Raw genomic sequence first — 23,499 nt, 5'->3', positions numbered from 1 at the left:
TTTATTTCTATACACTCTTATTATGTCCTTGTTAGTACAAAATCTTATTATTTTGTGTTTGGTTTTGTTTCCATCCTTCTTTCTCATCTTGAAGCTTTTCACATATTTTTCTCTATTTTTGAACAGCTTTTCTCTTTTAAATCCTCTGCTGTTGCCAAGGCTAGCACGAAGTTCTTTCGGCTTCTCTTTACTTTCTTTTTAAAAGAATTCTGTATTCATCTTCTGAAACTTATATCTCTATGTGTCTTAGTTCTGTTTTCGACTCTTTACCACCCATCCACCGATTCACAAACTTATAACCGTATACTCCTGGTTTAAAATCCCTCAGCTGTAAAATCTTACGATAGCTGTATATAACAAAGTCGAAAGTACTCTTAGTTGTTTGGATCTTTACAAAGGGTGATTTCTGTCAATCACATTTATTTTGTAAATTGATAGCCCTTCCATTTCCGTCAAAGCCATAAATGCTTCAGGGTAATCCTAATGTGATCATTAGATCAGCTCTGTAGAAATCCTTAATGAAATATTTGCTCGATTAGTCTATATTACTTTGATTTCATAACGACTTGGGGGATTCTGTCATATTATAGTAAGTCATAAATCCGACAAAACTTCCATAAATTAATGTTATACTGAAGATTTCTACAGAGCTTATTAGATCTTCTAACAATAAATAGAAACGCTTATTAGAGCAAATTGACAAAGAATAAATTGATGGAGCGGGGGATTCAGAAGAGCGGACTCGCATCACCTTCAGCTTGACAACCATTCAACATGTCCCCCGCCCCAGCTACTATTTTGTTGTCTCAGATTTAAAAACCTTTGCTCCTTCTATAATTCCTAGATGATAATTTATAAAAACAAGATTTTATTAGCTATGTTACTTATAGCAAATGTTTTAGTGCTAGAAGAATTGAATAGTATGATTTATAACGTTAATTAGCTAAGAAAAAACTATAGGTTGAAGTTGTATCTGATGCAATATAGCAGAATACAAAAGTGGTAGAATGGCAGGCTAAACAATATAGTTTGAAGGTAATTAAGGTTAATCCAGGATACTCTTCAATCAGTTGTCCTAAGTGTGGAACATTAATGAAAGAGAGTGATTATAAAACTTTCTGTTGTCCAAATTGTAGCTTTGAGGAAAACCGTGATTATATTGCAGTCCTCAATTTGTATGGGAGGGGGTACTCTGCACCTCTAGACTGCTCACGGAGTGAAGGGTAGAAGAAACCACTCAGATTGTGGGAACTCCCGCTCGTGAGAGCGAGGAGAAGTCAGACCAATACTCAACATATTTATAATCCCATATGTTGCTATACTTTCAAGGATGTTGACCTGACAAGACTCTATTTATTTTTTCATATAGTTCCATGTTTTTAGCTTTAATTACTTCTTCGTTTATTTTTCTTTTCTGATTTATAATTTCCTCTGGTTTAGCTAATTCATGTTGCCCTATCGGGGTTTCTACATATACTTTTCCTCCCTTTATTACTAGCTGTATTTTACCTAATTGGCTTCCAATTGCTACTTCATAGCTTATCTCTTCTGCAATTCTTATTTCGTCTTGTTTCACATTCATTACTATCCAACTTCCTTGATAGCAGAAACCTATCCCGTCCTTTCTTACCTCAACTCTCTGAAAAGACATAATTTAATTTATTTTTTCTTGGTTAAAATATTTTTCAATGACAAAGTCAGTAATTAAAAATGATGATGGAACAATCTTAATAGAATTAAACAAGAAAGGAATTAACGCGATACTTGTTAAGGGTAATGATATAAAGATTGGTGAGTATGATGGCGTTGATTTTATAGAGAGAAATATGAAAAAAGAAGACTTCGTTATTAGAATTGTTGATGAGGTTAAACAGCTACTTTCTTCATGTTCTTTTGTCTCTTCCATAATTATGTCCGATATGTTTTATGTGAAGTTTAGCTATCAAGGCGAATATGTCATAGCTTTTATCTCCGAAGACGGAATGATAACTTTTGATAAAGATTTAGATATACCAGAAGAAATAAAGAAAGAATTACTTTTGTGTGTGAAAAGATTTAAGGATATATTCCTATTAAATGGTTAATGAAAATTTGCCCTAGATGTGGTTACGAGAACCCGGATGATGCTCAGTTTTGTCTTAAATGCCATTATCCTTTGTTTATGCTATCTAATCAGAGTAACGTGAATAGTAATGCTTCAGTAAAAATTTGTCCTAGATGTGGATATCAAAATCCTCCTAATGCATTTTTCTGTGAAAAATGCCATTATCCCTTATTTCAAATAAGGGAGACCAATGTCACCTTAGAGGAAAGGAAGGAAACGGTAAAGCAAGAAAGGAAGGAAACTAAAATAGATACGATAGTTTTTGAGTATCTTCTAACATCTTCAATAATTTACATAATAAGCTTCAACTTCTTTTCATTTTTCCCAATCTATATGGCGGTTTTGAACGCTTTAGCTACTATGTTTCTCTCTCTAGGTATAGATAAGGTAAAAATAAAATGGTACTATCATTTAGTCAATTTATCACCTATAGGATTATTTCTAGTGACTATAAATCCCTCTATCGGTTTTCTAATATTTTCAGCGTCTGGTATTTTTATAAGTGATTTAATGAGGATATTTTTCCTAATAGAAAAGGATGAAATATTTAGGGTCGCTTATATTATCTTTATAATCGGCTATATTGGTGGTATACTATTTTCCGTCGCATATGAAATGATCTCAGTAGGCTATCTTGTTTTAATAATGGAAAGCATAATGAGAATAAATGAGGATAGAAAGAAAAGAAAAAATGATGTGTTACTTTCTTCTTAAAGCGACTACTAGACCTACAACAATAATGATAACTGCTATGGCTATTCCTATATATAATGTGTTACTTGATGAAGAGGTAGACGAAGTTTCAGAAGATAATAGTGGCGTTACTGTTGCATTAATAGATGAGGTTTGAGGTGAACTCGTTGTCGAAGAAGATTGTGAGACTGCGGATTGTGATGTCGATGTTGTGGACGATGTAATTTGTGAAGAAGTGGTAGTAGAGGTTGCTGTTTGTGAAGAAGACGATGTAGTAGTACTTGTTTGTGTTGTAGTAGTAGTTTGTACAGTTTCATTTGGATATACAATATAGTATACAGTTGATGGATCATCAAACACCACTACCTTGCCATTAACAATGAAGTAATTTGAGGAATTCAATTGAACCAACTGACCATCAACTACCTTATATACCGTTACTGCACTGTTATTGACAAGGACACTAACGTTGAATAGTATATATTGTGAAGCATTAACATTAACAACTACTTTCTGTGAAACGTAAGCCTTTCCTTGAATTTGTACTGTAGCATTACTAACATTTTCCGGTTTTACTGTAGTAACATTTACTGTTTCATTATCACTTGCTACGGCTATGAACTTTGAAGTTGAGTTAATCGAAATTTGAACTAGGACACCAGTTCTATGATGCACATCAACTACGTGAGTGAAGTTAACATAAGCAGTGGATGTAACATTCCCAGTGCTATTTCCTGCTACTATAACCTCTTGTCCATTTACATACGCTTTTCCCACAAACTGTGGGTGTATAGGCTTAACACCTTTAACTGTAACAATCTTTACCTCAGAGAACTGCATATCTGCTTTGTGCTGTGAGCTACCCATAAAGCTGTTTGACATACTTCTTTCTACACTAACGATATGGACGTATCCTAATACTGTACCATTTACACCATAAAACTCAATTGTCTCTGCACTTATGTTCATTCCACCGCCACCAAAAGGTCCTTGAACGCCTATAACTCCTAGTCCTTTCCATACAAGTGCTGGAGTAAATGTACCATTGAAGTAAGCCATGGTAACATTGTAGCCACTTGAATTTGTCCAAGAGGTTCCATTATAATTTACATTAAACATGAAGGGAGCATATCTTCTCGGTATTTGGTTTTGAATGCTAATTTGTCCTTCTTGTGTTGCCTGTATTTTAACATTAGTTATTTCCTCAAGATTTAAACTCTCTTGAACAGTCGCAGTTGAGTTCACTTTTACATTTAATGTGACGTTTGATATGCTACTGCCATTAGCAAATTCAAGTATCACTTTTCCAGTGCCGTTGATGTAAGCTAAAGCGTTTATAGTTGTTGTGTTAGAGGAGCTGTAGCCAGCCCATACTAATTCATTTTCATTTGCACTTTCAACAACGACTCTAATGAGGTTTGGAATTGTTGAATAGACTGTTATTGTATTGTTTGTATGAGCTGTAACTTTTATTTCGCCAGAGTATGTTTTAATGTTACCAAAAGTAAATAAGTAAATGGTTCTGTTATAAGTAGCATGTAAGGCTTGGTTATTTCCACTAACTGTATTATTATATATGGTGGAAGTGACAGAATATATAGTAGCATTAGAAGATAGCATCCCAAATGAAGGGAATGCAGAAGTTGAATACACACTATCGTACCTCGAATAGTATATATTTATAGTTGTAGGCGTATTATTATTTGCAAAAGGAATTATTGAAAAAATTGGTATTAATAATGTTATTAGTAAGATTATTCCCTTTTTCATCAAAGGAAAGATGTCGTTTCATTTATAAAAACTTAATCCGAAACAAACGAGATTGTTCTGAAAAAAATTGAATTTATCTTGCTGTTTCACGCTTTTTTACTATTGATAACTTCAAAATTGCCGGATAAGCTATAGTTCTAACTATAAAAGTATCTATAATAGCTGCTAGAGCTATTGCTATACCAATCTCTTGAATACTCTTTATTGGGGTTATTGCTAGAGCTCCGAAAGAGAAAGCTAAAATAAGACCAAGAGCAGTTACTGTTCCCGCAGACATTGACAGACCTTTAACAATGGGGTTTTCACCCCCCTTTTCGATTTCTTCTTTAACTCTAGATAGTATGAAAATACTGTAGTCATTACCTAATCCCATCATTAAGACATATACAATTATTGGTATTAGAAAGAGTATACCTATGTCTCTTGAAACGCCAAAGAGTATGTAAACAATTGAGAGAGAAGAGACTACACTAAATACTATTGTTAAAGCAACCCCTAAACCAACTCTTATAGACCTCATAAATATTGAGACTACAACAGCCAAGACTAAAGGTAAGACAATCAATAGAGTGTAATAGTAAGGGAATAAGTAGTCTATGAAAGCCAAATAGCTAGCAGTAGTCCCACCAACATAGCCGTTAGTTAACTCTTGAATTTCTTTAACTAAGTTGTAAGCTTGAACAGAGTCGTACTTATAAGAGGGAATTATTGTAACTAATAACGTCCTGTTATTTTCTCCTACGTTTGCCTTGTACATGCTAAGTACTGAAGGAGTTATAGTACCGTTAAAATCAAGTGGTACTGGGCCAAATATCTCATCAATACCAGATAAATTATCAACTCTTGCCTCAAACTGAGCTACAGCTTCAAGATCTTTTACGGTAATTGGATGGCTGTAATTAAATACAACAAGGATGGGGTTAAGGTAGTTCTCACCGAACGCTTTATAAATCGCATTTAACCCTTGTACCGACGGGGTATTTGGTAGGTAAGACTCGAAGTTCAAGTTAAGTGGGGTTGAAAAAACGTAAATCCCTGCTACAATACCTACGATTAGAAAGGCAGTAAGTACAATACCGGGTTTTGAAGTAGAGAACTTAGCAAATTTTTCAAAGCTTGGTTTAGCCTTGAAGTTTTTAGATGGCCAGAACGTTTTTTCCCCTAAAGCTCCGTAGATTAACGGGAGCAAAGTGGTAGCTATTGCTACAGTAAAGGGAATTGAGAGACCTATTATTAGTCCCCATTGACTTGCGAATGGTATAAAGGCTAGAGACAAAAACACAAGCGTAACTGAAGTACCGCTTATCAGAATAGCCTTCCCCGAAGTCCTAACTGAAATTTCCATAGCCTTCCATTTTTCGATGCCATTACCGAGTTCTTCTCTATAACGTGAAAGAAGGAATATACTGTAGTCTGTTCCCACTCCCATAATTACAGCTATGAGTGGTTCTACAACTTGAAAGTTAATCTGCTGTTTTGTAACTATGCTTACTAGAGTAATAAGAGAAAAGCTCGAAAGCAAAGAAAGACTAATTGTGACCAGTGTTACTAAAGGCGCTATAATACTCCTAAAGTAAATTGCTGTTACTGCAAAGAGAAAGACAAAAATTAACAAAAAGGTAATTGCATCGTATTCATTCTGAAGGTTGGAGAGGTCAACAAAGAGTGGTGTCTCTCCAGTAACGTAAAATTTACCATGAAAAACATGTGATATTTCACTCTTTATTTGAGGTAAAATCACTTCATCTGCAAATGTACCGTTTGGATAAACGTAAGTTGCTTGATACTTTGTATAAACCAGTATTACGTCAGTATGGTTTTTGGAGTAGACCGCTAATAGCGAAGATGGAGGATTGATTAAAGAAAAGAAAGACTGTGAAGAGGTGTTTAAAGCCTCGTTTATGCTGTGGAAAAGAAGCAATGAAGTTAGCTGACTCGAGATGTTTAGAAGCTTAGAAGTCGCGTTAGGAAGTTGGGCAGTTATATTTCCAGGCTTAATATAGGCTAGAGCTATTAGCTGAGATTTATTTAGCGTTTGCTCACCTGCTAGGAAAGCTAACGTAGAGTTGTGAGTTTCAGAAAATACCTCTGAATACTTTGTATAGAAAGAGGAATATGAAAGTGGCATTCCTTTTTCTGCTTCATGAAGCGATAAAGTAGCGTTGTGAGTTTGGTTATAGAAGAAATTAAACTTTGCTGGGAAAACATAAAGCGCATAGGCACTTTGGTTTAGGAGTTCTCCAGTCTCATTAACTATCTTTCCTAGGAAGTTAGCGTAAGTTATGTAAACGTTTGGAACTCCACTTACGTTAGTTATTAAAGGTATTTTAAGGAGTATTTGCTCAACTAGATAGTCTTGATAAGGAGTTGAATTCACTAGAACGATGTCAATAGAGTTGTTTCCACTCCCAGAAGGAAAATATTTAGAAAGCAATTCATTTGCTATATAGGCCTTACTATTGGATGGAAGTGTGTAGTTCTCATTGTAGGAAAGGTGAGCAAAGGACTGGGATGCAGAAAATAAAGAGAAGAGAATAATGAAAGCCCAAATAACTACAGTAACAATGATCCTTTTCTTGTCCATAAATGAAATTAAATGTTGGAGTTAAAAAACGTAATTCAATAGTGAATTATTACAAATCCGTTTTCTTTTAGAAATTAATACGGTTTAATTTATCTTTAAAAATATATAGACATATAAAGTAGCTTGTTTATCTTAAAAAAAAATATATAGAAAAGAATATAAATATTAGTTAAAATATACTAATTGATGCAATCAACTGTAATGGTCAAAGTTGGAAGACGAGAAATTATGGGAATGTTTGCTGATCCTTTTAAGCTTTCTGGTATTATTAACCATATAGACATTTTACAAGTTTATGATGAAAATAATAATAGCTACGTTACCTTAGATAAAATTGAAAAATTCCCTAAAAAATTAGAGTATTATACATATTCGGTACACCAGATACAAAGCTCATAACCTTCCCCGGCTATATGGAGGGCCTACAAATCATACCCTCTGGAGTTAAATACACGGGCAATAGCGATGATGAGACGTTTTATTGGGTTTTAGAAATCTTTGTTAAAGAAAGGCAAGAAGGTTCTGAAATATTCTTTAACATGAACAGTTTATATAAACCTTCGTTTACTCAAAAAATCCTGGGGAAAGAAGTGAAAATGCTAAAAGATTTTTCATTTGTTGAACACGTACTTAGCGCCCATATTCTCCCTTACTTTAAGTTTTACGGATATATTAGCGACGAAGGTATTTCAGAGCAATAAGAACTAAAGCGATAATAGCAATCAATAAAGCTACTAATCCTAATGTCTGTTGTTGCTCTTCTACGTAAGCTGAAAACTCTTTAGTGTAAACTTCGCCATCATATTGATATACCTTAATGAGAATTTGATTATAGCCAAAGTTTAACTTTAAAGGAATCATAACAGAACTTCCGTTATAAATCATTTTTCCATTTAGATAAACTTCTACTTTTTCAATTTGACTTCCGTTTACTAAAACATCCTTTCCATTAAAGGAAACAGAAGGAAGAGGCGGAGCAAGATACTGAATCACCGAAGAAGCATTATGTATTTTTGAGTTAGAAAGAAACACGTTATTTACTTTAGAATTTATAAGCGTAATTGTAGAGTTTATCGCTTCAATCTCGTTACCATCGACATTTATTAATGTCACATTAGAATTTTCTATTACAACTTTGTCAAACTGAGAGTTAGAAATAGTTAGTTCACTATTAGCTATTTCATCATTAATAAAGACATCTGAAGTTAAGTTCCCATTCATTTCTATTAGATCGTTCTTGAAAATGGAGTAAAACTGTTGAGCAAAAGTAACAGTTTGATTGCTTATTAAAGTGTAAGGTTGAACTATGAATTCTCTTTGCGCATTTAAGTTATTTGTAGTTGGGTAACCATCAGCAGAAACACCAGCAATAAATACCCCAAAAGGTCCATAATAGGTTCCGGATAAGAAAGTGAGGTTCCCTTGAGTGTAAGTCGAAGGCAAAGTAAAATTACCCACCCAAACTGTCCCGTTAAACCATAGTGGTATTTCAAATATTTCTGTATAATATTCGTAATTTGATTGAAGTTGAATAGGGTAGACTGTTGCAGAAAACATCCCAAACTTTACCTCACTCCCATTAGGATAAGTAATATTTGCGATGACTTTCACATTATTTCCTCCTGCCAATAATCCAGAAAGTTTAACAGAATATGTCAAATTATTAGGCACTACGTATATTTGAGAATAATATCTGCCTTCAAGAATGCTTGAGTTACCGAATTCGGAATACTCGTTTAGTATAATTGTATAATAACCAGGGCTTACTTGATTCGGTATTTTTAAATATCCTATATATGCATAAGCCAACAACCCGTCCTCTGGTACTAGAATCCATGATAAGTTTGCATAAGAGACTGCTCTACCCTCTTGATTATACAGAACTGCTGAAATATTGATATTCCCTATAGGTAAATTAGAAGGTTCAATGAAAAGCAGTGAACCCGGCGTTACAACTCCAGGTTCAACAACTACTGGTGGTATTATTAATGTGTTTAAAAGTAATGAACTCCCTACAAAAGTTGGAATATAACCATAAACGTTATTGCCGACAAGCAGAATTGATCCTGCTGTCAAGTTTCTGTCCAAAAGTGCAAATCCGTTCCTCAAAATTACGTCTTGGATTTTGACATAAGAATTGTTCAAGGGATCATACTGATAAAGGGTTATGTTCGCGTCACTAAGATTAATGCTCTCTCCATACAAGTTATAAAATTGAGCTCTTATTATAGGTAAAATCACGTTAAGATTTCCTTTAATTTGCATTATATATCCTATAAAAGCTGTCGTAAACCCTTCTGAGTTATTCCCTTTTACCATCACCTCTATTGGTCCGTTAATATCTGGAGGTACTATGTAATTTGCTGTCCATTTACTTCCATTAAAGTGGAGTTCAATATCAGCAACTTCTCCTTGGAAAGTATAAACATATGCAAAGAACTGACCGGAAGTTACCTCTTTTCCTCCATTACTTATATTAGCTACTATTGTCATTGTCTCTAAGGGTAAGAAGTAAAAAGTAGAATTCCCAGTCGAATTATACAAAGAAACGGTAATTTCTGTCTTTGAAGTTTCTTTGACATATTGAACTAGTTTTGATATTTCTCCTATGTTTGGTGCTCCTAAACCAGTAACCAAGTTATAGCCATAGTGGGCTGTCCAAGGAATGTTGTAACCAAAGGTTATCGGGTAATAAGCCTCATTGTAGTACTTTTGCCCAAAGTAATAAAGGAGTGGATTAATAAGTCCAAAGGTAGTGTTGTCTTTTTGCATAATTAATGTAAGAAGACCAGCAAATAGAGGCGAAGACTCGCTAGTCCCTCCAGTCACATATGTTACATTACCCGGAAAAATAACCTGAATGCCGGGAAAAACGTTAGCGTTCAAGGAAACATCTGGCACCATTCTTCCTTCAGGGTAAGATGGAGGAGTTTGCAAGTAAGACTGATACCATGGTTTTACAAAGACTACACTAACACCTCCAGTAGAACCTCCGTAATTAATATAATATGGAATGAAACCGTAGTTTGACCATGCGGTTTGATAACTCTCATTTCCACTTATGTAAGTGGTTGTTCCACCTACTGCAGTTACGAAAGGAGAGGATGAAGGAAAATTAACAGAACCAATTGGAGAAGTACTATATCCGCTACCTCCAGTATCACCAGAAGAGGCTAAGAAAGTAATTCCCTCAAGCGAGCCTAAAGCATAATACAAGTTCGCCTCATATACTGTAAGTAAGTTAGAAGGATTATCAACGATTCCAGATTCTGGTATTCCCCAACTTTGAGATAAAACATTTACTTTATCCTCTTGAACAATTTTTGCCAAGACGTAAGGTAATGGAACGTTAGGATTAGTCATATAAAGTATTATGTTAGCTCCAGGTGCAACTGCGTGAGAGACTTCAACATCTAAACTAATTTCCAAGTTCCACCCTGTTAAAATACCATCAAATGGATCAGGCTGTCCAATATACTCTATCTTGAAAGACGGTGGCGGAGGGATATGATATACCTTGTCAAAATAAGCTAATTGTTGAACTATTGACGGATCCCCATAAAAGTCCAAAATGCCTATCGTATAACCTTTTCCAGTCGTATTTAATACAGTTGCATTATATGCCTTTAACAACTCTGTAACTGGGTAAGATTCATCAGCATATGTAAAGTTCAAAGTTATTGCCTTATTTTCCATCTGTGAGATTAGGTTTGGAGTTACTAAATCCGTAGGCTTATTTAATATGGCAGAGGTAAAATTGCTTGCAATTACGAGATTGCCTTCAAATGTTCCAACGCCTTGATAGTACGTATAATTGTTGTAATTATTGAACGAAACAGTAGTGTTCAAAAGTTCCTCAAGTTGTAAAATACTTGTATTTATTACAATTATTGAATCTAAAGCAGTGCCCACAATCTGAATATTATTAGATCTTAGATAGTTAATAACTTCTTCATATTTATAAGTATTAAAAAATTTTTGAATTTCAGTATAATTCAGAAAGTGGTGATATAAAGGAGATTGAGGGTTTGAGATGGAATAAGCCAAGGAGTAGATCTCTCCTATGTTTTTAGGTGGGATAAAAATAGTAGAGATCACATATTTGTTTTCAGCTGATGAGGAAATGGAAGGGGATGTAATACCTACGAGAATAGAAATCAAAAGAAGAAATATAAAGAGTAATACTTTCTTCATGGTTGAAAGTAGTACTGTCTGTTATTTAAAATTGCTCGTATCCTTTTCTTTCAACCTTTCTCTCAGAAGTAATTAAGAATCTACCAACTGCGATCGCTAGTATTATCCCGGCATAAGTTAATAGTGTCTGGTAATTTGAAGTCCCCGTAAATATCTCAATTATTATTTCCCTCAAAAGAAAAGAAATGGTAGCATCCATAACGTAGATAACACTTCTTCCTCTTCCCTTCCCGAAATCCACAATGCTTTGGAAGATCTCTAGAAGTACTATAAGAAGGAAAGCGTTACCTACTAAACCCACTACCTCTACTATAAAGCCTTGAGAAATTGTAACAATAAGTTCATAAATTGTATAAATAATTATAGCTACAATAGAAATAAATAAAATTGCTTCAATAACCTTAATTGTGGTAGAAACAATTTTCTCCTCTTTTAATTCCTTTCTTATAAACTCTAAAAATTTCATTTAAATAATAGTAGGATAACAAAGAAATTATGATTAACGAAAATGACTTTCAACCAATCTTAAGAATGGGTATAACAGTAGATGAGGAAGTATTTTTAGCAAAAAAGATTGCTAACATTTTGAAAAATGTAAATAGCAGAATATTGGATTATGCTTGCGGAAATTGTTTAATTCCTATTTATATCTCTTTAACTAACAACAAAGAGATATTTGCCGTTGATGACTGGAAATATACAAAAAAGGATGAAATGCAAAGTATAATTCAGAAATATAACGCAAAAGTGACACTTTTTGATAATTTAGAGAAACTCCCATTTGAGGATAGATATTTTGACTATATTTACTCAGTAATGTATTTTTACAATTTGAAAAAAGAAAAGCTGAGAGAAAATCTAAATGAAGTAGTCAGAGTGCTAAAAAATGATGGGAGACTACTAATAGTTGATATGATAATGATAAGAGGAAAAATAAAGAAAGAAATGGAAGAAAGAAAATATTCCCTTGAACACTATGAACAAACAAACGGACTTTTTGTTTCAATTTGGAAAAAATCATAGTCTATATGCCATAGTCGACTTAGAAGAAAAGAGGAATGCTATACCAGCAATTATTAACATTGTTGGTATGAAATACCTCGGTTCCGGTGCCAACCAATTCATATAAGGTGTGAAAGCTAGACCATACAACACTATAGAAATAGCAGTGATCACAATACCAATAATAGGCAGGCTTAAAGAGTATGTATAATATGTAAATAACTCTTGCCAATCAGCTTCTTTTGTATTCACCATAACTCCTAAATCTTTCATAAATGCTAATGAGTAGTTGCTACCAAACATAGCGAATCCGTTCATCCTACTAAATCCTAGTTCCTTAGCTTCTTCATTCCTTTTTTCAAGTTAGAAAAGATAACCTTTGCCCACTCCTCCTTGTTTTCCACGTTTTCAGCTTGTACTGCATTACCTTGTTCGTCAATCTTGACATAACCGTAATATCCTTTTAGTTCCTTAACTTCTTTCATACACTCTCACTTCCCTTAAGAGAGTTTTTATTAAAAACTCCAATTAGTTTTTTTAGCTTCAGTAAAAACCACGTATCCATTTATATATGTTAATCCCATATCATCTACAATCATTGAGAAACCTAAAAAGGGTTGTATCAGCTTTAATTTCTCAGCCTCTTCTTCTCCTATTCTCATGTTTTCCATTATCATATCCCTTAGTTTATTGAGATCGACTTTGACATCTTTTCCATAAACTTTCGTCATTTGACTATCTGTAATCCTATATACAGCAATTAAACCAGGTATTCTATCAAAATTTATTTGTGACATCAAATTAATTATCTTTTAGCTAATTAATAAACTTTTTACCATTTACTTTAAAAATAATGAAATTTAAGTAAATCGGACTAATATATCTAGCAATTCTTTTATTATATTTTTCACAATTTCGGAATTTTGAAAATCTGAAAGAGAATCGAAAATTGGAATAGAAAAGATTTTCACAAATAAGCCTTCGTTATATACATAATCCAAAAGATCACTTACTATACTCTCATTAGAGAAGTTAACAATCAAAACTCTAGGGCCTTCCCACTTTCTTGCGTAATTTATTGTTTCGTTTACAGTAATTTTATCAGTAAGAAAGACGTTCAAATTTTTGTCTGTAATCTTATTTTGAAATATTATTGCTTCATTGTCAGGACTTATATTCGTGTAAGTATCTGAAATAGCTATTAGCCATCTTCCTAAATATTGTCTTTCTAATTTTTTCTCATCTATTTTTAGCCTATTATATAAGAAATCATTCGTGCTATAGTATTTGATTATCCAGTAGTCTTCACTGCATGAGGTAAGAACACAAATTGTTTCAAGAGGATCTAACTCCTCAATAACAAAAGGAAGTTCAATTTCTTTTAGATAATTAGCTATTTGTAAGGCTAATACAGATTTTCCAACACCTCCTTTTACGCTTAGAAGTCTAATCCGTTTTTGCAAGCTTAATCACACTTAAACCTTGTTACGTTTATGTAATTATAGAATTTTAAATTTAGCTGACCCTTTGAGATATAATTTAGTTCGGAAAAAGATTATATCTTAATTCATCATAGTTACCACAATGACTTCAAAAAAGAAAAAGAAACAGTCGAATGAGAGCAAACTTATTTATATTCCGTTTATTGCATTAGTTGTAGTAGCCGTTGTATTTTTCACTCTTCCCTTACTACATTCTTCAAACAATTCAACAAATTCGCCAAATAATTCTTCTACAAATCAACCATCCCCTTTTTTCCAATTAGCTAAAGTTTCCGATACCAATTACGCTGGAAATAATACAGTTCAAGTCTATTTCATCAGTTGGTATGGGTGTCCTTACGGAGCTTCAGATTCATGGGGACTATATATCGCACTAACAAAATATGGAATACTAAATGTAACACCGAACTATTCTGATTTTGAAGCTATTCGAATTTCACAAAGTAACTCAATTCAAGGAGAAGTACCTGGACTGATATTTAATTCATTTATACCAAAGTCCAACGTATACTTTCATCCAATTTACCTACTTGGAAGGATATTTAATTCTAATTCGACAGCTTCTTTGCCGAATGGGACAATTGTATCTTACAGTGGAAATAGCCTAGTTAACTTGGAATTAAACGAGCTACAAAAGGAAGCTCCAAGCTGGGTATATAACCTTATTTATCAGTACCAAATACAGACACCTTTTGAACAAGGAGAAGGAATAGCTTATCTTGGAAATCCTCCTCATATAGCATCTACGATTATAATTACTGGTCCCAACGGAACTTGGATGATGATTGGTTATGACCAACAAGTAAACTCTGGGGCTCCAGGGTTGTTAGCTCAGTATGCCTCGACATCAAATTATAGTCCTAATGTTCCCGAGCAATTACTTCAAAACATACAAGCAGGAATTATTCCTCCTAGCTTAGAATTCATTAAAGAAGAAGGTATTCAAATATCAACTATAATTCAAGAAGCAATGTAACAACTTTTTATGACCACTTTACAGAATAACTATTAAGTTTTAAATTCTATTGTTTATTATCTTACTTGTCATATCCTGAATTGACTGCTAGTAAATACTTTTAATTTTAATTGTGATTAGAGGGTATTAATGTTTAATTAATAAGATTAAAATTTTTAAAACTTTTAGTTTGTTAAACACTGTTTGATTAAATATTATAAAAAACTTAACATAATTATTTTTCTTTATAATTTATTTACTTAATCATAGATATTATTATCTTTTTTTTATTTATAGTATTATTAAGGTATTACACAAGACTTAAAATAGAGTAATTTCTATTAGAAAAACCTAGAGGTGAAGAGATCTGAGTAAAGCTCTAAAGGGTGTCTCAACTTCCGTTGTAGCAATAATAGCAGTTTTGATTATAGTAATAGCTATTCTAGGAGTATATGCAGCCATGGAATCACATCAGAAAACAACTGTTGTAACCTCAACCTACACAACTACTACAACTTCAACTTATACAATGACATATACAGCTCCAGTCCCACAGACTGCAAATATATCATATCCTTTCCATCATTTCGTTAAAATTTCCAATGTTGATTATGCCGGAAATAATAGCGTTGAAATATACTTTATCAGCTGGTATGGATGCCTAGACGGAGCAACTAATTCATGGGCTTTATATATGGTGTTAAGCCATTATGGAACCTTAAATGTTTCGCCAAACTACTCTGACTATAAACCACAACCTTTAACTCCAACAAAGAAAATAATGGGTATGGTACCTGGGTTAATCTTTAATTCATTTAAACCGAATTCTACCATCTTGTTCCATCCGATATACTTAATGGGCAAGTTTTATCCTAACAAGACAATGACACTAATTAATGGGACAATGTTGAACTATACTAAGATTAATCTTGTTGAACTAGAACTGCATGAGTTAAAGAATGAGGCACTAAGCTGGGTATATAATATAATCTATGAATACGAGGTAAATATGACATTCGAAGATGGAAAAGCTCTAGTGTGGTTTAAGGCTCCAGCTCCTCATATACCTACTACTACTATTATAACTGGACCTAATGGTACTTGGATGATGATAGGATATCCAGAATACATATGCTATGGCGCACCAGGGTTATTAGCAGAGTATGCTGCACATTATAACTACAGTATGAGTGTTCCAATGAATATACTGAATGATATTAAAACAAATAACTTACCTTCGAACCTAGACTTCCTTGAGCTATTCGGGATATACTTCCAAGTAATAATTCAAGAAGCAATGGGATAAAAAACAAGTTTTTCTTTTTTCTTTCTTTTTTAGATTTTTATAACTTTACTCCCTTTTTACCTAGATAACTTGTTATATCAACAATCTCTAAATTGTTGTAAGTACAGCCTTCCACACAGTCTCCACATCCTACACAGCTAATCCTATTTGTAAATCCTTTCTTTAATATATCAGAGCTTATTGGTATTTTGACTGGACAAGCAGACTCACAAGCCTTAGTTTCACAAGTCCTGCAAGTATCAACGCTCTTTGCTTTAACCTTGAAGAGCACTTTATTAAATATCCCAGTGAATGTACCAAACCCACACCATCCTTGTCTTGCACAGCTGTAAGCGCCAAATACTGGGGTTAGGAAGTAAAATATCACCATATGTAGTTAAGTGTGAACATTCCGTAGAAGTTTAATGGGTCTATTGTGGTCATTCCTATCTTTGGTGGCATCCACATTTTCAGCTCCATTGCTACATATAGTGAAAACGCTATAACCATGAAAGCTACAAACACCCATCTTAGATAGTCCCACACCTTACTGCTCTTTTTAGGTTTAAATTGATCATAAAACACGTTAGTCCACATGTGGGCTGACATACATACAGTGTTGCAGTAAGCTCTTCTTCCGAATAGCGTTGATGCTACCACTATAGCTATAAGAGATAGTATAAATGGAACAAGCGTAACTTTGAATATCATTCCGCTCATTCCAAATACGTAGAAATTAGTGTAGTATGGAATTAGTACTACAAAAATTGGAATTCCAATAAGTATCACTAAAGCCCATCTCTTCACTCCTAAGTTCTTTGCATGTTTATATCTTTCGTAAACTAGGTAGCTCATCTCTGCCCCCATCATAATAACGTAGAAAGGTGCCATTGTTGTTCCCATAACAAACATGTATGGGGTCATGATCAAGTTTGTTAATAAGGAAGTATGGGTGAACATCATTCCCATAGCTAAAGGATTATACGGGAACAACCACCATAATGGATTGGTAAAAGGACTCCTCATCATCATGTGCATTGATGACATTCCCTTCATTCCGGAAGACATACTACCACTCATAGGATCTGACATACTGTGCATTGACGACATGCCACTACCCATATTACTCATGTGAGTCATTGTGTGAGGAACCAATACCGAATTACTTATTATAAAACCTAAGACTGATTCTCCAAATCCCATTGTTAGTTCTGTTAAGTTAATCAAGACTAAGAAGAGGAAAGGATACCTTAGTTTCATCTCAATCCTAGTATTTGGAAATTCATGTAAAATTAACAGGAAGTACCAGACCATTGATACTACTATAGAAATCGAAATTAACCACATATCATTAAACGAAGCAAAAGTCGTTAGACCAAGCATCATAAAGAAATCGAAGAAAGCTAGAGATATAGAAAACAGCTGACCGTGAAAGGTGACTCTTCTCATCTCAATTAAATACAAGGTAATGATGTTGACTACCATGATGATAGTGGAAATTAATGATGCTGTAAGCTCAGTTATTTTTCCTAATTCCATATAAAGTGATGGTAGAAAGGCCATAGAAACTGCGAATGTTGCTAATGACCATTCTACAATATCCTTAACACGTGATATAGCAAGGAAGAAAATCCCATCTGCTAACATCATTAATCCAAAAGCTATGTTGCTTACGGCATCAATAAACGGGTTAAACATATGAGGTCCGAATGCCGCTGCATATAAATATCCCATAGCGACCTCATCAAACACTACTGAAAATGCTAACAAAAGCGAAGAAATGTTGTCTTTCTTTACTTTTACAACTTCACTTTTCACAGTAACAGACAGTATCAGCGGAATAGAGGCAATTAACAAGAGCAATGGTTCTGCAAATATATCACCATGATAGTATATTATATAACCAAACGCTAGGCTCTCTACTCCCATGTAGAGTATAATCGACGTAAAGAAAAATACTGCCCTCTTATTGACATATTCCTTTCTTAAAATAAAGCCTAGAATAAAAAAGTCTATGACCATCATTAATACTATATACGTTAGAGCCCGTAGTCAACTATACTTATCATGATTAATTATTCTAACATGAAGTTTAAAAACTTTGTAATTATAGTAAACAATTAAGCAAAAAAAGATGTTAAAGTTATTTTTATAATAAAAATTCTCTGTAAAAGTTCTTAATTATTCGGTTCCAAAGATTAACTTTATCTTTAACATCACAAGTATCACAAGGTTTGACTTCCTCTCCTTTACTCTTATAGTACCAGAAAGAGATAGGATCTACTATTGAAATTGAGTTACCAGAAACACTTCTAACAAGTTGGATATCATATATTAAGTTCTCTAGTTCAAATATGTCTTTGACGTACTTCGCTCCTACACCTTTAGAAATTACGGTGTTTACAAAATTGCTTAATACTCTATCAAAAGCTTGATAGTCAACAACAAAGTCTTTTTGAGCCACTGTGAACGAGGAAAACAAGTAAGCGTTTATACTGAATAAATTCTTTTCATGATATCCTAGTAAGTCAATTGAGTTAAGTTTAATGAACTTCTCTCCATCATGAACAAAATAGCCAACATTCAAGCCTTTCTTTAGTTCCTTATTTAAATCAAGGTACTCTAGAGGAAGAGGTTTTAGAGAGCCTTTTGGAGTTGTTGTATAAAACTTTCCTTGTTTTTTATACATTTTTCGACTCAAGAACTCCCCTTCTCCAATATTATTCATATCAATGTAAAGCGCTGTAAAGAATGTGTATTTGTCATAGGACGAGAATGGATTTCCTTTTTGTAAGTCAAATTTTAACGTGGAAAGAACGTAGAGTAAGGTAGTTGGGTCAACATTTATTGGAGATACATTTTCGCCAGAAACTCTCGATATTGTCTTTACAACTCTGTCAAATGCTATAAGGGAGAGATTTTCTAAAACTAGAGAGATAAGCTTTCCATTATCAGTAAAGAGTGGTATTAATTCGTACTGAGGAGGTAGTTTTTTCATCTCCTCTATTAATGATTTAAAGTTTTCAGCAGATCTCTTTTTCGGAGGAGCTTGTTTCTTTTCCTGCTTTTTAGGAAGACATTCCTCAAACTTCACGTTATTGCTAATATTTAGTTCCTCAATATTTTCCCCTAAATACTCAGAGATGTTTCGAAGAAGTTCTAGTACAGCTCTATGTATAGTCGGTTTATCAAATATTATATGAAACTTTTTAACATTTTCATCTTTACAAACATACACTGATATTTCATAATCTGAATCTTTGGATAACATAAGGGGTATATTCCCAGCTGTAATTAGCCCAGCGATTGAGCCTGCTTCTAGATGTTCAAACATGTATGCTAGGAGGTCAAAGGCTTTCATTTTATTGTTTTATGTATTTGGGGTTTATACATCTTAGCGTTTCCTAGATCATGGAAAAGAGAATAACCGGGATAGCATGAGCTAGGTCAAGGCTAACTCCATGAGCCTCCCATTTGAGTTTAGACATATTATTGCCCCTCTCAAAGCAGAGTGAATCACATAGGGATTTTACTTCTTGACTGTCAATTTCCAAGGATATATGATACACTAGGATTAGCCAAAAATATGAAGGTTCTTAAACGCCTTGAAAATAAAGAAACCAAGGATAATAGTCATTGCAATTATCATCACATACCCGGTAATTGGCTCTTCGTAAGCAGGATAAGGGAAAAAGGCAAGGGTGGAGATGTATAGAATGGATAAGCAATAACTAAAACAACTGCTAAAGTGGTGTCTCCCAACATCCATAGTACGAAAAGAAGTATTTTCTCAATCAACTTCATATTTTGAACTGCTGTACCTATTAAAAAACCACCAGCAAATATTGAAATTTCGTCTAATGCTCTGAAAAGAATATCCCCTCCACCTAAAACATAGAGTTCTGGAAGATGCCAAAGGACAATTAAAAGCGCTCCTATATAAGCAAAGTAGTTTTTCCCGGAGAAATAATAATAACCTATAAGTCCTCCAGCAAAAGCTAATGCGTAATGTGATGCCATAAAGACTCCTTCTTGGTTAAACATTATTTCTTCAACAACGGGGTTAACAAAAGCTAAAATGAGGATTATTGGTGGTATTAAGTAAGTTTTAGAATTATTAACTCTCTTCATAAATGTGAATATAAGGAAGTACAATAAAAAATTTTATTCTGAACAGCAATAGAAAGCTATGAAAGCTGTAGTAGTAGTTCCTAAGAAAGTTGGAGTCGAAGTTAAGGATGTAGATTTAAAAGAGGAATTGGGAAAAGGGCAAGTGAGGGTGAAAACACTATACACTGGAATTTGTGGTACTGATAGAGGGATAGCAAATGCTAAATTAACTTTTTCATACCCTCAGAGAGGTTTTGATTTTCTGATTTTAGGTCATGAAGGACTAGGAGTAGTGGAAGAAGTTGGTGAAGGGGTAAATACTCTAAAAAGAGGTGACTATGTAGTTCCAGTTGTGAGAAGAGGTTGCGGAGTCTGCCTTAACTGTAAGATAGGAAGACAAGACTTCTGTGAGACCGGAAAATTTGTTGAAGCTGGGATTAGAGGTAAAAACGGTTTCATGAGGGAAGAATTCGTTGATGACGAAATGTGGTTGGTTAAAGTACCAGACAGCTTAAAGGACTTTGCAGTACTAACAGAACCATTGTCAAACGTCGTAAAAGCTATTGATGAGCTAGTTTTTGTTCAAAGGAGAATGATCTGGACCTGTGAGGATTCGACATTTGGGTGTAGAAATGCGGTTATAATAGGCAGTGGGCCTATAGGGACATTCTTTTCTTTACTTCTTACTACTTTAGGCTTTAATGTCTACATAGTTAATAAGAGAGAGCCAAACACCTTTGAAGCTTATATTGCTGAAAGAATAGGAGCGACTTTCATAGACTCTTCTAAAGAGAAGGATAGAATCCCAGAGGCTGACTTAATAGTAGATACAAGTGGTTATCCATCAGCGTTTATTCCTTTATTGCCGAAGATGAAGCATAATTCGGCCTTAGTTTTATTTGGTACAGTTGGCGGAGAAAAAGATGAGATCACCTCAGACTTAATAACTTCAATTGTTGAAAAGAACATCTTAATCGTGGGTACTGTAAATGCAAGTAAAAGAGATTTTGAAGGAGCCTTAAACTATCTTAGCATTTGGAAGGACAGATATCATAGTGTCTTAGATAAAATAATTACATCAAAAGTACCAGTTGAAAAAGCACCTGAAGTTATTCTCAAAAAACCTGCTAATGAAATAAAAACAGTTATACAATGGTAATAAGGAGGGAAAGTTTAGATATTTATAATCAAGTTTTAGAGGATAAAACTGGTCATCATAGTCATAATAAAAATAGAAATAACATAATAATTTAATTTTCTATATTTTATTTTATTTTTTTTTCATCAATTTTTATATTAGACTTATTGGAAGCTATCTTCCTTTACTTTTTTTTTTTAAAAAAAAAAAGAAACGTATTGTACATTTATATAAATGCTTTTACCAAATAGCTTTGTAGAAAATCTATAATAACAATAATAAATATAGAATTATTTAGGATTACTGCTCTCCTTATATTGTACGTTATTATCTTTAACACAATCTCCTTTTCAGCTAGCTCTGGAGTCCTTGACGTATCAAACGAACCGCTCTTCCTCTTTATTACTGAATGCATAGTTTCAACTATTGACCTCCTTTTGTACTCTTCTGGCAAGTGCTTTTTCATCCTCTTCCTATACTCCCCTTTTGTTTGGTATATCGGGACGTCCTTTTCCCTGGCAGGTATTATTGGAAAAAGACCATATTTTGGCAATAACATGGTTCTTCTCTGAGTCATATCCATTATTACAAATTATGATATTGAACTTGTTAATTATCTTCCTGTCCATTTTTTCAAACGTCTTCTTAAACTCCTTTGAGTAGTGGATCTCATCAAAATGAACGTCGTATGCAATGATTATCTGCGATTTATCATCAACAATTACTGTTGCTTTAACGTACTTCTTCCTCACCCTCCTACCAAAATCGTTAAGCCTTTTGTCGTAATAAAACGAGTGATAATTCAAGGAGAAACCGGTGCTGTCGATTAACGTTATGTTACCCAGTAAACCTAGGAAAGACTTCACAACTTTGTTAAAGACAGAAGCAACGAGTTTCACGCTAACCCTCTTACAAAACTTCTGTATCGTTGTAAAGTGAGGTATTTCTGAAAGGGGCAAAAGGGCAATGAACGAGGGATAAAAAGATATTACTTAAATGACGTAACGATAACTTATATTAACCAGACCCTGTGTAGAGGAATGGAAAAGAGCTGACACCGCTTGTACTTCCCCTTTGAGAATTCAGAGGAATAAGCGGGAAGAATCCTTTTGGAAATAATTACACCTTGTTTTACCAGCTTGTACCCTTCTGATTCAATGAAAAATTGGGGTATTTTGCTACAATACGGTAGATCACAAATTCAGCAAAATTTTCCCTAAATAAATGCTTTACCGAGGATGTATACAGAGCTTAATGATTTCTATAGAATTATTTATAATGATAGATTTAAATACTAATTTGGCCCATATGTTCATATGGAAATTATACGTGAATTTGAAATAGATGTTCCGGAATCTGTGGCTATGGAATACTTCTCTAATCCTCAAAATCTATTACGTCACATTCCTGCTTTTAGAGGCATAAAACAGATAGACGAAAATACATGGGAAATGGATCTGAAATGGTTAATCAATCTAAAACTTATCGTAAAAAGAGAGATATTTAGTGATGAAGTAAACTACACTATAAAGAAAACTGAAGGAAGAATTAAAATTTCCGGTTATCTAAGACATATATTACTTCAAAAGGGACCCAACAAAACGTTAGTAAGAATTAACTACCTCTATCACGGCCCATTTGAAAACAGTATAGCAAAGAGACAAGCAGAAGAATACTTTGAGAAAGGAATGATATTTTTTGAACAAGATTTAAAGAAAATGAAAGAAAAACTACAGAACGCTCAAGAATATGGGAAGGGAGGGAATAGAATAGAGATAAAAGAAGATTTTCTAAAAATGGAAACAATAATGGCAAAGGAAGTAGATAAAAGTGAACTAGATAATATAATAGCAAAAGCAATGATAGAAAGTGTAAATTACGAGATATTACTTTTAGTTAGTGACGGAGAAAATATAGTCCAACTAAAATTTAAAGACGGTTCATTGGAAGAATCAAAAGGAAATATAAATGAGCTAGGAAATAGAGTAAAAGTGTTAATGAAACGTAAAGCTATCAAGGCTGTTACCACCAATGATGACTCGAAAACTTAGTTACTTTAAATTAAGTGAAAACTCACGACTTAGAATATTCTATTTTATTATTTTAATTAAGTCAATTTTATTCTGACAATGGACGTTAAAGTATACCGAGCATATATAGAG

General features: G+C 33.7%; 24 protein-coding genes and 1 pseudogene. 10 read left to right on the top strand and 15 right to left on the bottom strand.

Translation table 11 applies throughout. From position 1 onward, the window contains the following. Positions 1–999: 999 nt before the first annotated feature. A complete protein-coding gene (locus tag AC3OCB_RS02395) occupies positions 1,000–1,227 on the top strand; it encodes a zinc ribbon domain-containing protein (protein WP_498340598.1) in 228 nt (75 codons plus the stop codon). A gap of 97 nt (positions 1,228–1,324) precedes the next feature. Here AC3OCB_RS02395 and AC3OCB_RS02390 read toward each other — a convergent pair whose 3' ends face one another. Further along, entirely contained in the window at positions 1,325–1,651 is a 327-nt protein-coding gene (locus tag AC3OCB_RS02390) for a hypothetical protein (RefSeq protein ID WP_498340597.1), read from the bottom strand. A 37-nt stretch (positions 1,652–1,688) separates the two neighbouring features. Here AC3OCB_RS02390 and AC3OCB_RS02385 point away from each other — a divergent pair, with 37 nt between their 5' ends. Together AC3OCB_RS02385 and AC3OCB_RS02380 are read left to right on the top strand one after the other, a co-directional pair. Beyond that, complete coding sequence (locus tag AC3OCB_RS02385; RefSeq protein ID WP_498340596.1) at positions 1,689–2,084, top strand: hypothetical protein; 396 nt, start codon at positions 1,689–1,691, stop codon at positions 2,082–2,084. After that, entirely contained in the window at positions 2,084–2,818 is a 735-nt protein-coding gene (locus AC3OCB_RS02380; RefSeq protein ID WP_498340595.1) for a zinc ribbon domain-containing protein, read from the top strand. Before AC3OCB_RS02385 ends, AC3OCB_RS02380 begins: the two co-directional genes overlap by 1 nt. Here AC3OCB_RS02380 and AC3OCB_RS02375 read toward each other — a convergent pair. Next, positions 2,804–4,567, bottom strand: coding sequence for a hypothetical protein (locus AC3OCB_RS02375; RefSeq protein WP_498340594.1), 1,764 nt, complete (start codon positions 4,565–4,567; stop codon positions 2,804–2,806). The two genes, AC3OCB_RS02380 and AC3OCB_RS02375, sit on opposite strands and share 15 nt — an antisense overlap. Before the next feature lie 73 nt (positions 4,568–4,640). Beyond that, positions 4,641–7,151 carry an MMPL family transporter gene (locus tag AC3OCB_RS02370; RefSeq protein ID WP_498340592.1) on the bottom strand — a complete coding sequence of 837 codons (2,511 nt, stop codon included), beginning with the start codon at positions 7,149–7,151 and terminating at the stop codon, positions 4,641–4,643. Positions 7,152–7,337: 186 nt separating this feature from the next. On the opposite strand from AC3OCB_RS02370, the gene AC3OCB_RS02365 reads away from it, so the two are divergent. Beyond that, entirely contained in the window at positions 7,338–7,550 is a 213-nt protein-coding gene (locus tag AC3OCB_RS02365; RefSeq protein WP_498340591.1) for a hypothetical protein, read from the top strand. Between the two features lie 14 nt (positions 7,551–7,564). After that, a complete protein-coding gene (locus AC3OCB_RS02360; RefSeq protein ID WP_498340590.1) occupies positions 7,565–7,852 on the top strand; it encodes a hypothetical protein in 288 nt (95 codons plus the stop codon). Here AC3OCB_RS02360 and AC3OCB_RS02355 read toward each other — a convergent pair. Next, positions 7,824–11,345, bottom strand: coding sequence for a S53 family peptidase (locus tag AC3OCB_RS02355; protein ID WP_498340589.1), 3,522 nt, complete (start codon positions 11,343–11,345; stop codon positions 7,824–7,826). The two genes, AC3OCB_RS02360 and AC3OCB_RS02355, sit on opposite strands and share 29 nt — an antisense overlap. Before the next feature lie 25 nt (positions 11,346–11,370). Continuing rightward, on the bottom strand, positions 11,371–11,811 hold the full coding sequence (locus AC3OCB_RS02350; RefSeq protein WP_498340587.1) for a phosphate-starvation-inducible PsiE family protein: 441 nt from the start codon (positions 11,809–11,811) through the stop codon (positions 11,371–11,373). 29 nt (positions 11,812–11,840) lie between these two features. Here AC3OCB_RS02350 and AC3OCB_RS02345 point away from each other — a divergent pair, with 29 nt between their 5' ends. Then, a complete protein-coding gene (locus AC3OCB_RS02345) occupies positions 11,841–12,368 on the top strand; it encodes a class I SAM-dependent methyltransferase (protein WP_498340586.1) in 528 nt (175 codons plus the stop codon). Here the strand turns inward: AC3OCB_RS02345 and AC3OCB_RS02340 are convergent. The 4 genes from AC3OCB_RS02340 to AC3OCB_RS02325 form a co-directional block, all read right to left on the bottom strand. Then, positions 12,363–12,665 carry a hypothetical protein gene (locus AC3OCB_RS02340; protein ID WP_498340585.1) on the bottom strand — a complete coding sequence of 101 codons (303 nt, stop codon included), beginning with the start codon at positions 12,663–12,665 and terminating at the stop codon, positions 12,363–12,365. The genes AC3OCB_RS02345 and AC3OCB_RS02340 overlap by 6 nt on opposite strands. An 11-nt stretch (positions 12,666–12,676) precedes the next feature. Continuing rightward, the gene (locus AC3OCB_RS02335) at positions 12,677–12,832 is read right to left on the bottom strand and encodes a hypothetical protein (RefSeq protein ID WP_498340584.1); all 156 of its coding nucleotides are present in this window, start codon (positions 12,830–12,832) and stop codon (positions 12,677–12,679) included. Between the two features lie 30 nt (positions 12,833–12,862). Beyond that, positions 12,863–13,144, bottom strand: coding sequence for a hypothetical protein (locus AC3OCB_RS02330; RefSeq protein WP_498340583.1), 282 nt, complete (start codon positions 13,142–13,144; stop codon positions 12,863–12,865). 63 nt (positions 13,145–13,207) lie between these two features. Then, positions 13,208–13,810, bottom strand: a complete 603-nt coding sequence (locus tag AC3OCB_RS02325; RefSeq protein ID WP_498340582.1) for a hypothetical protein — start codon at positions 13,808–13,810, stop codon at positions 13,208–13,210. A gap of 121 nt (positions 13,811–13,931) precedes the next feature. On the opposite strand from AC3OCB_RS02325, the gene AC3OCB_RS02320 reads away from it, so the two are divergent. Further along, on the top strand, positions 13,932–14,825 hold the full coding sequence (locus AC3OCB_RS02320; protein WP_498340581.1) for a DUF929 domain-containing protein: 894 nt from the start codon (positions 13,932–13,934) through the stop codon (positions 14,823–14,825). 400 nt (positions 14,826–15,225) lie between these two features. Beyond that, positions 15,226–16,110, top strand: a complete 885-nt coding sequence (locus AC3OCB_RS02315) for a DUF929 family protein (protein ID WP_498340580.1) — start codon at positions 15,226–15,228, stop codon at positions 16,108–16,110. A 37-nt stretch (positions 16,111–16,147) separates the two neighbouring features. Here AC3OCB_RS02315 and AC3OCB_RS02310 read toward each other — a convergent pair. The 4 genes and pseudogenes from AC3OCB_RS02310 to AC3OCB_RS02295 all read right to left on the bottom strand — a co-directional run bounded on the left by AC3OCB_RS02310 (position 16,148) and on the right by AC3OCB_RS02295 (position 20,220). Next, a pseudogene (locus AC3OCB_RS02310) lies at positions 16,148–18,114 on the bottom strand (4Fe-4S binding protein). A 124-nt stretch (positions 18,115–18,238) separates the two neighbouring features. Next, positions 18,239–19,450, bottom strand: a complete 1,212-nt coding sequence (locus AC3OCB_RS02305; RefSeq protein ID WP_498340579.1) for a hypothetical protein — start codon at positions 19,448–19,450, stop codon at positions 18,239–18,241. 213 nt (positions 19,451–19,663) lie between these two features. Further along, positions 19,664–19,753: a hypothetical protein gene (locus AC3OCB_RS02300; RefSeq protein ID WP_498340620.1), complete on the bottom strand. Its 90-nt coding sequence runs from the start codon at positions 19,751–19,753 to the stop codon at positions 19,664–19,666. Further along, entirely contained in the window at positions 19,738–20,220 is a 483-nt protein-coding gene (locus AC3OCB_RS02295) for a DUF1404 domain-containing protein (RefSeq protein ID WP_498340578.1), read from the bottom strand. Before AC3OCB_RS02295 ends, AC3OCB_RS02300 begins: the two co-directional genes overlap by 16 nt. Positions 20,221–20,278: 58 nt before the next feature. On the opposite strand from AC3OCB_RS02295, the gene AC3OCB_RS02290 reads away from it, so the two are divergent. Further along, complete coding sequence (locus AC3OCB_RS02290; protein ID WP_498340577.1) at positions 20,279–21,358, top strand: glucose 1-dehydrogenase; 1,080 nt, start codon at positions 20,279–20,281, stop codon at positions 21,356–21,358. 205 nt (positions 21,359–21,563) lie between these two features. On the opposite strand, the gene AC3OCB_RS02285 is transcribed toward AC3OCB_RS02290, so the two are convergent. Next, on the bottom strand, positions 21,564–21,803 hold the full coding sequence (locus AC3OCB_RS02285; protein ID WP_498340576.1) for a hypothetical protein: 240 nt from the start codon (positions 21,801–21,803) through the stop codon (positions 21,564–21,566). A 7-nt stretch (positions 21,804–21,810) separates the two neighbouring features. Beyond that, positions 21,811–22,236, bottom strand: a complete 426-nt coding sequence (locus tag AC3OCB_RS02280; protein WP_498340574.1) for a transposase — start codon at positions 22,234–22,236, stop codon at positions 21,811–21,813. Positions 22,237–22,653: 417 nt separating this feature from the next. Between AC3OCB_RS02280 and AC3OCB_RS02275 the strand changes: the two genes are divergently transcribed. Next, the gene (locus tag AC3OCB_RS02275; RefSeq protein ID WP_498340572.1) at positions 22,654–23,388 is read left to right on the top strand and encodes an STK_08120 family protein; all 735 of its coding nucleotides are present in this window, start codon (positions 22,654–22,656) and stop codon (positions 23,386–23,388) included. The last annotated feature ends 111 nt before the right edge of the window (positions 23,389–23,499 follow it).

It is taken from the genome of Sulfurisphaera sp., assembly GCF_059755235.1.
Note: the sequence above shows the minus strand (reverse complement) of the source record. Positions and strands in the feature narration are given on the sequence as shown.